The organism is Blastococcus sp. TF02-8 (genome assembly GCF_003319175.1).
GTDB lineage: Bacteria > Actinomycetota > Actinomycetes > Mycobacteriales > Geodermatophilaceae > Blastococcus.
Map to the genome: position 1 here is coordinate 86,626 of NZ_QOHK01000007.1, position 13,761 is coordinate 100,386.

The 13,761-nt window shown below is 73.9% G+C and carries 14 protein-coding genes and 1 pseudogene; 8 read left to right on the top strand and 7 right to left on the bottom strand.

The features are described from left to right. Positions 1-25: 25 nt before the first annotated feature. On the bottom strand, positions 26-385 hold the full coding sequence (locus tag DQ237_RS14655) for a histidine triad nucleotide-binding protein (RefSeq protein WP_240619649.1): 360 nt from the start codon (positions 383-385) through the stop codon (positions 26-28). A gap of 112 nt (positions 386-497) precedes the next feature. Between DQ237_RS14655 and DQ237_RS14660 the strand changes: the two genes are divergently transcribed. From DQ237_RS14660 to DQ237_RS14680, 5 genes are all read left to right on the top strand, one after another. Beyond that, positions 498-1,430: a putative selenate ABC transporter substrate-binding protein gene (locus DQ237_RS14660; RefSeq protein ID WP_240619650.1), complete on the top strand. Its 933-nt coding sequence runs from the start codon at positions 498-500 to the stop codon at positions 1,428-1,430. A 62-nt stretch (positions 1,431-1,492) separates the two neighbouring features. Further along, the gene (locus tag DQ237_RS14665; RefSeq protein ID WP_240619651.1) at positions 1,493-2,173 is read left to right on the top strand and encodes a phosphonate ABC transporter ATP-binding protein; all 681 of its coding nucleotides are present in this window, start codon (positions 1,493-1,495) and stop codon (positions 2,171-2,173) included. After that, complete coding sequence (locus DQ237_RS14670; protein WP_113800888.1) at positions 2,170-3,777, top strand: ABC transporter permease; 1,608 nt, start codon at positions 2,170-2,172, stop codon at positions 3,775-3,777. Before DQ237_RS14665 ends, DQ237_RS14670 begins: the two co-directional genes overlap by 4 nt. Before the next feature lie 102 nt (positions 3,778-3,879). After that, a complete protein-coding gene (locus DQ237_RS14675; protein WP_113800889.1) occupies positions 3,880-6,102 on the top strand; it encodes a carbon starvation CstA family protein in 2,223 nt (740 codons plus the stop codon). Then, positions 6,099-6,287 carry a YbdD/YjiX family protein gene (locus DQ237_RS14680; protein WP_113800890.1) on the top strand — a complete coding sequence of 63 codons (189 nt, stop codon included), beginning with the start codon at positions 6,099-6,101 and terminating at the stop codon, positions 6,285-6,287. The genes DQ237_RS14675 and DQ237_RS14680 overlap by 4 nt, the downstream gene beginning before the upstream one ends. Before the next feature lie 120 nt (positions 6,288-6,407). Here DQ237_RS14680 and DQ237_RS14685 read toward each other — a convergent pair whose 3' ends face one another. The 3 genes from DQ237_RS14685 to hrcA are packed head-to-tail and all read right to left on the bottom strand — an operon-like array spanning position 6,408 to position 9,333. Then, on the bottom strand, positions 6,408-7,160 hold the full coding sequence (locus tag DQ237_RS14685; RefSeq protein WP_113800891.1) for a 16S rRNA (uracil(1498)-N(3))-methyltransferase: 753 nt from the start codon (positions 7,158-7,160) through the stop codon (positions 6,408-6,410). 3 nt (positions 7,161-7,163) lie between these two features. After that, positions 7,164-8,294 carry a molecular chaperone DnaJ gene (dnaJ, locus tag DQ237_RS14690; protein WP_113800892.1) on the bottom strand — a complete coding sequence of 377 codons (1,131 nt, stop codon included), beginning with the start codon at positions 8,292-8,294 and terminating at the stop codon, positions 7,164-7,166. 16 nt (positions 8,295-8,310) lie between these two features. Next, complete coding sequence (hrcA, locus tag DQ237_RS14695; RefSeq protein ID WP_113800893.1) at positions 8,311-9,333, bottom strand: heat-inducible transcriptional repressor HrcA; 1,023 nt, start codon at positions 9,331-9,333, stop codon at positions 8,311-8,313. Between the two features lie 279 nt (positions 9,334-9,612). On the opposite strand from hrcA, the pseudogene DQ237_RS14700 reads away from it, so the two are divergent. After that, positions 9,613-9,903 (top strand): annotated as a pseudogene (locus DQ237_RS14700) (type II toxin-antitoxin system VapB family antitoxin); the annotation flags it as partial. Positions 9,904-10,020: 117 nt separating this feature from the next. Here the strand turns inward: DQ237_RS14700 and DQ237_RS14705 are convergent. Both DQ237_RS14705 and DQ237_RS14710 read right to left on the bottom strand, forming a co-directional pair. After that, positions 10,021-10,335 carry a TraR/DksA C4-type zinc finger protein gene (locus DQ237_RS14705; protein WP_113800895.1) on the bottom strand — a complete coding sequence of 105 codons (315 nt, stop codon included), beginning with the start codon at positions 10,333-10,335 and terminating at the stop codon, positions 10,021-10,023. 84 nt (positions 10,336-10,419) lie between these two features. After that, complete coding sequence (locus DQ237_RS14710; protein ID WP_147251827.1) at positions 10,420-10,653, bottom strand: hypothetical protein; 234 nt, start codon at positions 10,651-10,653, stop codon at positions 10,420-10,422. Between the two features lie 484 nt (positions 10,654-11,137). Here DQ237_RS14710 and DQ237_RS14715 point away from each other — a divergent pair, with 484 nt between their 5' ends. Beyond that, a complete protein-coding gene (locus tag DQ237_RS14715) occupies positions 11,138-11,998 on the top strand; it encodes a DUF2599 domain-containing protein (RefSeq protein WP_113800897.1) in 861 nt (286 codons plus the stop codon). Positions 11,999-12,105: 107 nt separating this feature from the next. Beyond that, positions 12,106-12,402 carry a hypothetical protein gene (locus DQ237_RS14720; protein WP_113800898.1) on the top strand — a complete coding sequence of 99 codons (297 nt, stop codon included), beginning with the start codon at positions 12,106-12,108 and terminating at the stop codon, positions 12,400-12,402. A gap of 92 nt (positions 12,403-12,494) precedes the next feature. Here DQ237_RS14720 and hemW read toward each other — a convergent pair whose 3' ends face one another. After that, entirely contained in the window at positions 12,495-13,733 is a 1,239-nt protein-coding gene (hemW, locus tag DQ237_RS14725) for a radical SAM family heme chaperone HemW (protein ID WP_205730228.1), read from the bottom strand. Between the last annotated feature and the right edge of the window lie 28 nt (positions 13,734-13,761).

Genomic DNA, 13,761 nt, shown 5'->3' on the forward strand with positions numbered 1-13,761 from the left:
CCCTCTCAGGCGCGGCGCGCGCCGGTCACCCGGGCGGCCAGCCCAGGCCGCGACCGCCCAGCACGTGCAGGTGGACGTGGTGCACGGTCTGGCCGGCGTCGGGGCCGGTGTTGGCGACCAGGCGGTAGCCGGGCTGCGCGCCGTCGCCGCTCACCAGCCCTTCCTGCCGGGCGACGGCGTGGGCTCCGGCCACGACCTCGCCCAGCAGCGCCGGATCGGCCTCGGCGAGCGCCCCGACGGTGGCGTGGTGGTCCTTCGGGATCACCAGCACGTGGGTGGGCGCCTGGGGGTTGATGTCGCGGAAGGCGAGCACCCGGTCGGTCTGGTGGACGACGTCGGCGGGGATCTCACCGGCGACCATGCGGCAGAACAGGCAGTCGGTCACGCCCCGCACCCTAAGGCGGCGGGCCGTCCCCGGGCAGGTACAGGATGGGGCGCCGCCCCCCACTCCCCCGGAGGTCCCCCGTGCGCGTTCCCCTGCCCCCCACGAGGACGTAGTGAGTACCGTTCCCGCTGCCCGGTCGGGTGGCCCCGTCCCGAGGATCTCCCGCCGCACCCTGCTGGCCGGCACCGGCGTCGCACTCGCCGCGGCCCTCGCCGGCTGCGGCAGCTCCGCTGCCGACGGCTCCGCCGCGCCGCTGCGCATCGGGGCCATCCCCGACCAGGACCCTGAGGTCCTGCAGCGCCTCTACGGCACCGTCGCCGACTCCCTCGCCTCCGCCCTGGACCTCGAGGTCGAGTACCGGCCGGTCACCGACTACGCCGCCGCCGTCTCCCTCTTCCGCACCGGCGACCTCGACCTCGTCTGGTTCGGCGGGCTCACCGGCGTCCAGGCGCGCCTGCAGACCCGCGGCGCCGTGCCGATCGCCCAGCGCGACATCGACGAGGACTTCCACTCGGTGTTCGTCGTCAACGCCGCCACCCGCCTGACACCGTCGGACGACCTGCGTCCGCTGGCGGCGCTGCGGTTCACCTACGGCAGCGAGACCTCGACGTCGGGGCGCCTCATGCCCGCCTACTTCCTGCGCGAGGCCGGCATCGACCCGCAGGGCTTCCCCGGCGGACCTGGCTTCTCCGGCTCGCACGACGCGACGATCGCCCTCGTGGCGTCCGGCAGCTACCAGGCCGGCGTGCTCAACGAGCAGGTGTGGCGGAGCCGGCTGGGCGAGGGCGGCATCACCGACTCCGACGTCGTGGAGTACGCCCGCACCCCGGCCTACCACGACTACCACTGGCTGCTCGGTCCGCGCGCGGTCGACCGGTTCGGCGCGGACCTGCCGGACCGGCTGACCGACTACTTCACCGGCCTGACGCCCGAGCGCGACGCCGACGTGCTGGAGCTGTTCGGCGCGGGCTCGTTCATCCCCACCGAGGCGACGAACTACGACCAGATCGAGCAGATCGGCCGCGACCTCGGGCTGGTCCGCTGAGCGCGGTCGCGCGGCTCACCGGCGTCGAGGTCCGCTACGCAGGCACGCCCGCCCTGGCCGGGGTGGATCTCACCGTGGCCGTGGGCGAGCGGGTCGCCGTCGTCGGCGCGTCGGGTGCCGGCAAGTCGACGCTGCTCGGCGTCCTCGACGGCACGGTGCCGCCGACCGCCGGACACGTGGAGGTGCACGGGACCGACCCGGCCGGCCTGCGCGGGCGGGCGCTACGCCGGCTGCGGGCGCGCACCGGCACCGTCCGCCAGCACCTGGACCTCCCCGGCCCGCTCCGGGTCGTGCACAACGTCAACGCCGGCCGGCTCGGCTCGTGGTCGGCCGCCCGGGCGGCCTGGTCCCTGCTCGCGCCCCAGGGGACGGCGGAGGTGCGGGCCGCCCTGGACCGGGTGGGCCTGGCCGACCGGGTGCACGAGCGCACCGACCGGCTCTCCGGCGGCCAGCGGCAGCGGGTCGCCGTCGCCCGGCTGCTCGTGCAGCGACCCGAGCTGGTGCTGGCCGACGAGCCGGCGTCGGCTCTCGACCCCGCACTGGCCGACGTCGTCCTCGAGCTGCTCGGCTCGCTCGCAGTGGCCGGCGGCGGCGCGCTCGTGGCAGCCCTGCACGACCCGGCGCTGGCCCTGCGGCACTGCGACCGGGTGGTCGGCCTGGAGCACGGCCGCGTGGTCCTCGACGCGCCGGCCGCCTCGCTCGGCGTGACCGCGCTCGAGGGCTTCTACGGGGTCAGCCGGTGACGGCCGTCCTGGACCGGGCTGCGCCGGCGCCGACCCCGCTGCGGCGGGACCGGCGCCGCTGGGTCTGGGGGCTCGCCGCGGTGGGGCTGGTCGGCTGGGCGCTCGTCGCGAGCGGCCTCTTCTCCGGGCCCGTGCTCAACCCGGCCGGCAGCGGTCAGTTCGGCCGGTTCGCCGCCGCGGCGCTGCGCCCGGAGCTGGACCCGGGCTTCCTGCGGGTGCTGGCGGACTCCGCGCTGGTCACCGTCGCCTACGCCGTGCTCGGCGCCGGGCTCGCGGTGGTCGGTGGGGCGCTCGGCGCGCTGGCCGTCGCCCGCACGACCTGGGGACGGCGGCGGACCGGCTGGCTGGTCGCCCGCGGCGTCGTCGCCGTGCCGCGGGGGCTGCACGAGGCGGTGTGGGGCCTCCTGCTGGTGAACGTCCTCGGGCTGGACCCGTGGGTGGGGGTGCTCGCGATCGCGATCCCGTTCGCCGCCGTCACGGCCACGGTGTTCGCGGGGATCCTCGACGAGGTGCCGCGCGCCGCGTACACGGCGCTGCTGGCCGCCGGGGCCGGGCGCACGACGGCTGCGCTGTACGGGCTGCTGCCCCTCGCGACCGGCCGGCTCCTCTCCTACGCCTTCTACCGGCTGGAGTGCGCGGTGCGCTCCGCCGTCGTGCTGGGGCTGATCGGCGCCGGAGGGCTGGGCTACCAGCTGGCGTTGTCCTTCGCGTCGCTGCGGTGGGAGCAGGTGTGGACGACGGTCTACGCGCTGGCCGCGCTGTGCCTGCTCGCGGATCTGGGCGGGCGCACCGTCCGGCACCGGGTCGCCGAACCGCGGCCGGGGGCGGGACGGGACCGGGTGCTCTCCGGCGCGGTGCTGGCGGTCGTGGCCCTCACGGCGTGGGCGGGCTGGTACCTCGCCCTCTCCCCCGCGACGCTGTGGTCGGTCCGCGCCCGGGAGCAGCTCGACTACGTGCTCTCCGCCGCCTGGCCCCCCTCCACCGAGGGCCCGCTCCTGCGCGAGGTACTGGGCGCCGCCGTGGACACCGTGCTCATGTCGGTGCTCGCGATCGCGTTCGCGACGGCGGGTGCGGTGGCCCTCGCCGGCGTGGCCGCTTGCCCGCACCGCGCGGGCCCGGCCCGTCGCGCCGTCGGCGGCGTCGTGCGCGCCGTCCTGCTCCTGCTGCGCGCCGTGCCCCCGCCGGTGTGGGCGCTGGTGCTGCTCTTCGTGATGCTGCCCGGAATCCTCCCGGGCGCGCTGGCGCTCGGCGTCTACACACTCGGCGTCCTCGGCCGGCTCGTCGGCGAGGCGGTCGAGGAGGCCGACCGGCGTCCGCGCGAGACCCTCCTCGCCGCCGGCGCCACCTCGGCCGGCGCCTGGCTCTACGGCACCGCGCCGGCGCTGGTCGGGCCGGTCCTGGCGCTGGCCGCCTACCGCTGGGAGGTGGCCGTGCGCGACGCCGTGCTGGTCGGTCTGCTGGGGGCCGGCGGCATCGGCGTGGTGCTCTCGGCCGCGACGTCGTCCTTCGACTGGCCGGCCGTCACGACGGTGCTGACGGCCATCGTCGCGCTGAGCCTGTGCATCGACCTGCTGGCCGACCGGGCGCGCGCCGCGCTGCGCTGAACTCCGGTACGAGAGCGGCCGTTTCGAGGGGTCGGCGGGCGGCGGGAACCCTAGGCTCTGGCACGGCGACGCCGAGGTCGCCGCGGGGTCTGGGAGGCGCACATGGCCGGGACGATGACGACGACCGACGACGGCGGGGGCGCCTCGCCCACGGGCGCGCGGCGGGGCCGGCCCACGCTGAGGTCGGTGCTGATCTGGACGGCGGTCGCCGCCGTCGGGGCGGTGTGCTGGACCGTCCTCGCCCTGGCGCGCGGCGAGAGCGTGTCCGCGCTGTGGATCCTGTTCGCCGCGCTGGCGTCCTACGCGATCGCCTACCGGTTCTACGCGCGGTTCATCACCACCAGGGTGCTGCGCGCCGACGACCGGCGGGCCACTCCGGCCGAGCGGCTGGACAACGGCGTCGACTTCGACGTCACCGACCGCCGCGTGCTCTTCGGCCACCACTTCGCCGCCATCGCCGGTGCGGGACCGCTCGTCGGCCCCGTGCTCGCCGCGCAGATGGGCTACCTGCCCGGAACCATCTGGATCGTCGTCGGCGTCATCTTCGCCGGGGCGGTGCAGGACCTGACGGTGCTGTTCTTCTCCATGCGGCGCAACGGCAAGAGCCTCGGCCAGATGGTCCGCGAGGAGATCGGCGTCATCGGCGGCATCGCCGCGCTGATCGCGGTCTTCGCGATCATGATCATCATCCTGGCGGTGCTCGCGCTGATCGTCGTGAACGCTCTGGCGGAATCACCCTGGGGCGTCTTCTCCATCGCGCTCACCATCCCGATCGCGCTGTTCATGGGCTTCTACCTGCGGGTGCTGCGGCCCGGCAGGGTGCTCGAGGCCACCGGGATCGGCGTCGCGCTGCTGCTGCTGGCCATCATCGGCGGCGGCTGGATCCAGGACACCGGGCTGGGTGACGCGCTCACCCTGTCCAAGGAGTGGCTGGTCCTCGCGCTGGTCATCTACGGGTTCGTCGCCTCGGTGCTCCCCGTCTGGATGCTGCTGACCCCGCGCGACTACCTGTCCACCTTCATGAAGGTCGGCGTGATCGTGCTGCTGGCTGTCGGGCTGGTCCTCGCCCGGCCGGTGCTGCAGGCCGACGCGGTCACCGGCTTCGCCCGCGAGGGCACCGGCCCGGTGTTCGCCGGCAGCCTCTTCCCGTTCGTCTTCATCACCATCGCCTGCGGCGCGCTGTCCGGGTTCCACGCGCTGATCTCCTCCGGGACGACGCCGAAGATGGTCGCCAAGGAGAGCCAGGTCCGCCTCATCGGGTACGGCGGCATGCTGATGGAGTCCTTCGTGGCCATCAGCGCGCTGATCGCCGCGGTGGTCATCGACCAGGGCCTCTACTTCGCGATGAACAGCCCGGCGGGGGCCACCGGCGGCACGGTCGAGAGCGCGGCGACCTTCGTCCAGGGGTTGGGTTTCAGCACCTCGGCGCAGGACCTCGCCGCGTTCTCCGCGGCTGTGCAGGAGCCGAGCCTGATCTCGCGCACCGGCGGCGCCCCGACGCTCGCCGTCGGCATCTCGCAGATCTTCCACGACGCGTTCGGCGGCGGGCTCCAGGCGTTCTGGTACCACTTCGCGATCATGTTCGAGGCGCTGTTCATCCTCACCGCCGTCGACGCCGGCACCCGCGTGGGCCGGTTCATGCTGCAGGACACCATCGGCAACGTCTGGAAGAAGTTCGGCGACCTGTCGTGGCGGCCGGGCAACATCATCGCCAGCGCCGTCGTCGTCGGCCTGTGGGGCTCGGTGCTCTACATCGGCGTCACCGACCCGCTGGGCGGCGTCAACCAGCTCTTCCCGCTGTTCGGCATCGCCAACCAGCTGCTGGCCGCGATCGCGCTGACCCTGGTCACCGTGCTGCTGGTCAAGCACGGGCGGGTGCGCTACGCCTGGGTGACCGCCGTCCCGCTGGTCTGGGACCTGGTGGTCACGATGACCGCCAGCTACCAGAAGGTGTTCTCCGACAACCCGGCCATCGGCTACTTCGCCCAGCGGCAGAAGTACGCCGACGCCCGCGCGGCCGGCGAGCTCCTCGCGCCGGCCAAGGACCAGGCCCAGATGGACCAGGTCGTCTTCAACTCCACGCTCAACGGCATCTTGCAGGCCTTCTTCGCCCTGCTGGTGCTGGTCGTGGCGGTGCACGCGGTCGTGGTCGTCGCCCGGGCGATCCGTGCCGGGGGCCTGCCGACCACCGAGGAGCCGGCCGTGGAGTCGCGCCTCGTCGAGCCGTCGGGGCTGTTCCCGACCGCCGAGGAGAAGCGGGCCATGGCCGACCGCGACCGCCTCGTGGGTGCCGGGGCCGGCCGCAGCGAGGCGGAGAAGAAGTGACGACGGCGGTGGCGCGCGCGTGGCAGGGCGTGCGCTGGTACCTCCGTGAGTTCACCGGCGAGGCGCGCTGGGACGACTACCTCGCACACTGCGAGCAGCACGGGCACACCCCGATGAGCCGACGGGAGTTCGAGCGCCGGCGGGCCGACGCAGCGGAGGCCAACCCGGTGAGCCGCTGCTGCTGAGCAGGCCCCACCTGCTCCGGCCCCGTCGAGGGGTCCTCCCTCACCGTTCTGGGTCCTCCCTCACCGTCGACCACGAGGGAGGACCCAGGACGATCAGGAGACCTGATCATTCGGGAGAAGCTAGGTCCAGCGGGAGCGGACGCTCAGCGCGGCCAGTGCGGCGGCGCCGGCGGTCGAGGTGCGCAGCACCTCCGGGCCCAGCCGCACCGGCTCGGCGCCGGCCGCACGGAAGGCCACCACCTCGCCGTCGGTGAGCCCGCCCTCGGGGCCGACGACGACGACCACGGTGCCGGAGGCCGGCACGCTCAGCCCGGCCAGCGGACGGCGCGCCTGCTCGTGCAGCACGACGGCGAGGTCGGCGTCGCCCAGCATGCCCGCGACCTCGCGGGTGCTCATCGGCGCGGTCACCTCGGGCAACCGCGGCCGCCGGGCCTGCTTGGTCGCCGCCCGGGCCGCGGCCCGCCACTTGGCGACCCCCTTCTCCACCCGGTCGTCGCGCCAGCGGGTCACGCAGCGAGACGCCTGCCAGGGCACGATCCGGTCGACACCGAGCTCGGTGGCGAGGTCGACCGCGAGCGGGCCGCGATCGCCCTTGGGCAGCGCCTGCACGAGCACGAACTCAGGGCTGGGAGCGGGCACCTCGAACCGGTGCTGGACCGCCACGCGCAGCCCCTCGGGGCCGGCGGAGATCACCTCGCCCTCGGCGACCGTGCCCTCGCCGTCGCCCACGTGGACGCGCTCCCCCGGTGCCAGGCGCAGCACGTCGACGGCGTGCCGCCCCTCCTGACCGTCGACCACGAGCTCGGGGACGTCGGGCAGGTCCTCGACGAGGAACAGCGGCGCGCCGTCGAGCTCGGGGACCTCGGTGCTCATCGGTCAGCGCCCGTTGAACGCGTCGCGGACCCGGGAGAAGAGGCCGCCCTGGGCCGCGTGGTGCGACTCGGGCTGGTCCTCCCCGCGCAGCGCGGCCAGCTCGCGGAGCAGCTTCTCCTGCTCGGCGTCGAGCTTCGTCGGCGTCGCGACCTCCACGTGCACCACGAGGTTGCCGCGGCCGGTGGCCCGCAGCCGCGGGGCGCCGTGCGCGCGCAGGGTGAGGACGCTGCCGGACTGGGTGCCCGGCTTGATGTCGAGGTCCTCCTCGCCGTCGAGCGTCTTCAGGTTGAGCGTGGTGCCCAGCGCGGCGGAGGTCATCGGCAGCGTGACCCGGCAGTGCAGGTCCTCGCCGTCGCGGGTGAACACCGGGTGCGGCTGCTCGTGGACCTCGACGTACAGGTCACCGGCGGGGCCGCCGCCGGGCCCCACCTCGCCGTGGCCGGTGAGCCGGATCCGCATGCCGTCCTCGACGCCTGCGGGCACCTTCACCGAGATGGTGCGCCGGGCCCGGACGCGACCGTCGCCGGCGCACTTCGGGCAGGGGTCGGGGATGACCTGGCCGGTCGCCGAGCAGGTCGGGCAGGGGCGGCTGGTGACGACCTGGCCGAGGAAGCCGCGCTGCACGCTCTGCACCTCGCCGCGGCCGGAGCACGTGGCGCAGGTGACCGGGTGCGTCCCCGGGGCGGTGCCGGCGCCGGCACAGGTGTCGCAGAGGACGGCGGTGTCGACGGTGATCTCCTTGGTGGTGCCGAAGACCGTCTCGTCGAGCTCCAGCTCCACCGGGATCAGGGCGTCGCGGCCGGCGCGGGTACGGCTGCGCGGGCCGCGGGCGGAGGCGCCCCCGAAGAAGGCGTCCATGATGTCGCCCAGGCCGCCGAAGCCGGCCTGGCCGAACCCGCCGCCCCCTCCCGCGCCGGAGTCGAACGGGTCACCACCGAGGTCGACGATCCGCCGCTTCTCGGGGTCGGTGAGCGCCTCGTAGGCGCGGGTGACCTCCTGGAAGCGCTCCTTGGCCTCCGGGTCGGGGTTGACGTCGGGGTGCAGGTCGCGAGCCAGTCGGCGGTAGGCCTTCTTGATCTCGCTGTCCGTCGCCCCCTGGGCCAGGCCCAGCACGCCGTAGTAGTCGGTTGCCATGGGTGTTGTCTCGTCCTCAGCTCTCGGCCAGCAGGTGGCCGACGTAGCGGGCCACGGCTCGGACCGCGGCCATGTTCCCTGGGTAGTCCATGCGGGTCGGCCCGACGACGCCGAGGCCGCCGAGCGGCCGGTCCGCCGAGCCGTAGCCCACGGTGACCAGCGAGGCGCCGGTCAGCGCCTCGTGCGCGTTCTCCTCGCCGATCCGCACCAGCACCGTGCTCGCGTCGACCTCGCTCATCAGGCGCAGCACCACGACCTGCTCCTCCAGCGCCTCGAGCAGGGGGCGCATGGTGCCGGAGAAGTCCAGCGCACTGCCCCGGGCGAGGTTCGCCGTGCCACCGATCACCAGCCGGTCCTCGCTGGGTTCGACCAGCGTCTCGACCAGCGTCGCACTGACGGTCGCGACCAGACCCCGCAGGTGCGGCGGCGCGGTCTCCAGCAGGTCGGGCACCTGGTCGCCGGCGTCGGTGAGCTTGACCCCGGTGAAAGCCTTGTTGAGCAGCGCGCGGAGGTCGGCCACGGCCCCGGCGTCGACCTCGACGGGGGTGTCGACGACGCGCTGCTCGACCCGGCCGGTGTCGGTGATGAGGACCAGCAGCAGCCGTGCGGCGGCGACCTGGACGACCTCCAGGTGGCGCACCGCGCTCCGCGACAGCGTCGGGTACTGCACGACGGCGACCTGGCGGGTCAGCTGGGCCAGCAGCCGCACCGTGCGGCCGAGCACGTCGTGCAGGTCGACAGCGCCGTCGAGGAATCGCTCGATCGCGCGGCGCTCGGCGGCCGACAGCGGCTTGACCGCGGAGAGCCGGTCGACGAACAGCCGGTAGCCCTTGTCGGTGGGCACCCGGCCGGCGCTGGTGTGCGGCTGGGTGATGTAGCCCTGCTCCTCCAGCACCGCCATGTCGTTGCGGATCGTGGCCGGGGAGACGCCGAGGTCGTGCCGCTCGGCGAGCGCCTTGCTGCCCACCGGGTCGTTGGTCGAGACGTAGTCCTGGACGATGGCCCGGAGCACCTCCAGGCGGCGTTCGTCGTGCGCCACGGTGACACCTCCCCGTACCGGTCGACGTACCGTGCGGCACCTGCGGGACCAGCGGTCCCGGGGTCTGCCCGACCGGGCCCACCGGACTGGCACTCGCACGGACGGAGTGCCAGTCCAGCATACTCGAAGGAGCCCCTCCCCCTCCCCGCTCGCACGCCCGGAGCGAGCCTCCCGGAGGGCGCCGTCCACGCAGCGACACCGGCGGCGCGGGCCCCGTTCCGGCGACTAGGGTGAACCGCGTCGGTCGCCCCGCGGGGCTGAGAGTCGGAGGTCGGTCCCCTGATCTTCAAAGGCGTGCGCAACGGGCGGCCGTATCCCGACCACGGGCTGGCTCCCCGCGACTGGGCGATGATCCCGCCGCGTCAGGTGCGGATCGACACGCTCACGACGACGAAGCGCGAGCTGGCGCTCGACGCGCTGCTGGCCGACGACTCCACCTTCTACGGCGACCTGTTCCCGCACGCGGTGCAGTGGCAGGGCGAGCTCTACTTGGAGGACGGCCTGCACCGCGCGCTGCGTGCCGCCCTGCAGCAGCGCAACGTCATCCACGTGCGCGTGCTGGACCTCGACTCCGCCGGACCTGCGGAGACGTACACCGGTCCGGACACCGCCAGCATCCCGGCCCAGCCGCCGGTGCCCGGCCCGCGCAACGGCTGAGCGCCGCCGCCGGGCCGGCCGGCAGCGGCGTCAGGCGGCAGGCGTGCAGGCCACGCAGGTGCGGGCGAACGGGCGCAGCTCCAGCCGCTCCTCGGGGATCGCCTTCTCGCATCCGGTGCACCGGCCGTATGTGCCGGCGTCGATGCGGGCCAGGGCTGCGTCGATCTCCTCGATGGTGCGCTGCAGGTCTGCGCTCCGGCGCTGCGCGACGGGGTCGGGCACCGACGTCGCGCACTCCTCGAGGGCTTCCTCCCGCTGCTGGACGCACTCGGTGCGCTGGTCGGTGAGCAGGGCGCGGAAGCGGTCCGCCGAGGCGGCGGTCAGGGTGTGGAGCTGGGCGGACATGCGGATCTCCTTCAGGCAACGCGGAAGGACGCGGTCACCGGGCGGTGGCGCGTCAGGAACGGGCGGTTGCGACTCCGGGAGGAGTCAGGAGGTGCTCGGCGGGGCCCGGTCCTGGCTGCGTCGGAGGACGTCGAGTCCTCGCAGCCCCCGGGCCCGCCGGTTCATCGCCAGGGCGAGCAGCATGCCGCCGGTGAGCGCCGGTACGGCCGCCGGGCCGAGACCGCGCGGGGAGGTCGTATCGCCGAACGCGCACGCGTCCATCGCCGACACCCCCTCGCTCAGCCCGGCGCCGTTGCCGGAACGGGGACCATAGCCCACGAGGGGACCGATCAACCCGCTCTTTCGGGTGAGCCGCCGGGCGCTCGACGAAAACGCCGGATCCAGTGGGTCACTCCCGGGGGCGCATGCCGGAGCACGGGCAGCGCTCGGGCCGTGAGAGGACAGCCCGAGCCCTCTCGACGCGTCCTGGCGTCCTCACCGGGCGGGCATGCGCTCTGGTGCGGAGGCAACTCCCGACATGCTGTACCGAAAGGTATTGCAATGACGTCGGACTGTTGCCACAGTCCTGCCCGACCGACCTGGCCAGGCCGCTCTGCGTTGACCCACTCCACTTCATCGGACAACCGACGGCGCCGTGGATGGGCGCTGCCGGGAAGGGATTCACATGCAAACGAACTCGACGCATCGCGGTGCAGGCCGAGCGACAGCCGCACTACTCGGTGCCTGCGCCGTTCTGGGCGCCCTGGCTGCGCCGGCACTCGCTGACGAGCCTGCCGACGCAGCGAGCACGACGGGTGCCGACGTGAAGGCCGTGCTCGAAGCGGTCGCTCCGGACGTCCTCGAGGACACGGCGTCGCAGGCGCCCACCCCCGACGACGACGACGCGTTGGTGGTGGAGTCCCCCGGCACTACGAGCGTGGTGCCGACCGATCCCAGCACGCCACTCGTGCTCAGCTCCGCTGGATCGGGAACGGTGTCCATCAGCCTCCCCTTCTCCGACCGAGCAGCCGATGCCGTCGTCGTGGACGACGGGGTGGTGTCCTACGACAACGGGAACGAGTCCACGACCGTCCCGGCCGTCAAGGACGACGGTTCCGTCCAGGTCACCACCATCATCGACTCGGACAACGCTCCGACTCGGTACGACTACGCCCTCGGCCTGCCCGAGGGAGCGAGCCTGGTGACCGATGCCGAGTCCGGCGGGATCGTCATCGTCGGTTCCGACGGAGCATTCTTGGGTGGAGTGGCGCCGGCCTGGGCGCGGGACGCCAACGGTGCGGCCGTGGCGACCCACTACGAAGTGGCCGGTACCACGATCACCCAGGTGGTCGAGACGACGCCGCAGACTGCCTACCCGGTGGTGGCCGACCCGTTCCTCGGCATCAGCATCATCTCCTCGGTGTCCCGGGTGAACAACCGTGAAGGACTCACCTATGCGGTCCGCCCCACGGTCTTCGGACGCGCGGCTGCAGAGTGGATCCACGCCTCGTACGGCTGGAGCGAGGCGGTGAGCAAGGGCGTCCCGTCGCGACAGGGGCTGAAGGAGCAGTACGTCTGCCACCCGATGAGCCAGGTCGCGCGTGTCAAGTCCTCGTGGAACCTGGACACGTGGCGGCCCACCGTGGGCCTGATGAGGACCCTGGCGGCGGCCTGCAACCCGTGACGGGCGAACTGCACTGAACCGTGCGGGCGGGGAGCGCACGATCCTCCGCCCGCACGGCGCCTGTGGCCGCCCACCTTTCTGCGAGGAACCGAGGAGGACGAAGACCAGTGGCTCTTCTGATCATGCTGCTCGTCGCACTGTCGACCGTCGCGCTGCTGACGATCGCGCCCGTTTCCGCCATGACCCAGAAGCGGTGGTCCGGATTCACCGTGGCGCTCTGGGTGGCCGGTGTCGGCCTCTTCATCGCCTGGGTGGCGTTGACGACGCTCGCCGGGTTCCAGGCCGACGCCAACCAGACCCGAGGAGATGTGTTCGCGACGATCGGTTGGCTCATAGCGGCTGCGGTCGTCGCCCTTGCCGCCGTCGTCGCCCAGCGACGCGCCAGGGGCAAGGCCCCCCGCTAGGAGCGGCAGCCCCGGGGTGGGCGCCCGTGTCGAGCTGGGAACACCGATCCGGGCCCGTTCGTGCGAGGGAGACGGGCGACCTCGGTGGGTCCTCAGTCGGTGAGGTCGCGGACCACGGCGTCGGCCAGCAGCCGGCCCCGGTCGGTGAGGACGGCGAGCCCGTCGGCGTGCGCCCCCGGCTCCAGCAGCCCGTCGGCCACCGCGGCCTGCGCGCGGGCCCGCCCGACGTCGGTGAGCGCGGCCAGCGGCAGCCCGTCGCGCAGCCGCAGGCCGAGCATCACCGCCTCCAGCGCGCGGTCGGCGTCGTCGAGGAGCTCCGAGTCCTGCGCCGGGCTCTCCCCCCGGGCCAGCCGGTCGGCGTAGGCCGCCGGGTGCTTGACGTTCCACCAGCGCAGCCCGCCCACGTGGCTGTGCGCGCCGGGCCCCACGCCCCACCAGTTGGCGTTGGCCCAGTAGAGCTCGTTGTGCCGGCAGCGGGCGGTGTCGGAGGTCGCCCAGTTGGACACCTCGTACCACTCGAACCCGGCCCGGCGCAGGGTCGCGTCGGCCTGCTCGTAGCGGTCGGCGAGGACGTCGTCGTCGGGCATGGGCAGCTCACCGCGCCTGATCCGGCGGGCCAGCTTCGTGCCCTCCTCGACGATCAGGGCGTAGGCGCTGACGTGGTCGACCGAGGAGGCGAGGACTGCGTCCAGGGAGGCGGCCCAGTCGGCGTCGCTCTCGCCCGGTGTCCCGTAGATCAGGTCCAGGTTGACGTGCTCGAAGCCGGCGGCGCGGGCCTCGTGCGCGGCCTCGACGGCCCGGCCGGGCGTGTGCCGCCGGTCGAGCGCGGCGAGCACGTGCGGGGCCGCGGACTGCATGCCGAGGCTGACGCGGGTGTAGCCGGCCTCGCGGAGCCGGGAGAGCGAGGCGGGGCCCACCGTCTCGGGGTTGGCCTCGGTGGTGACCTCGACGTCGCCGGCGACCGGGAACAGCCGGTGGATCGCCGCCAGGACGGCGGCCAGGTCGTCGGCCGGCAGCAGCGTGGGTGTGCCGCCACCGACGAACACCGTGGAGACGGTCGGCAGGTCCGGCCCGAGCGTGCGCGCGGCCCGCTCCAGCTCGGCGATGGCGGTACCCCCGTACTCGCTCCGGTTGGCCCCGGGGCCGAGCTCGTCGGAGGTGTAGGTGTTGAAGTCGCAGTAGCCGCAGCGGGTGGCGCAGAACGGCACATGCACGTAGAGCCCGAACGGCGTGGTGGTCAGGCCCTCGCGGGCGCTGTCGGGGAGCCGGTCGGGGCCGGGCGCGCCGGGCGGCAGGCCCGCGTCGTTCAGCAGCGGCAGGACGGTGTTCATCTGCTCCCAGTGTGCCGCGCCGGCGCCG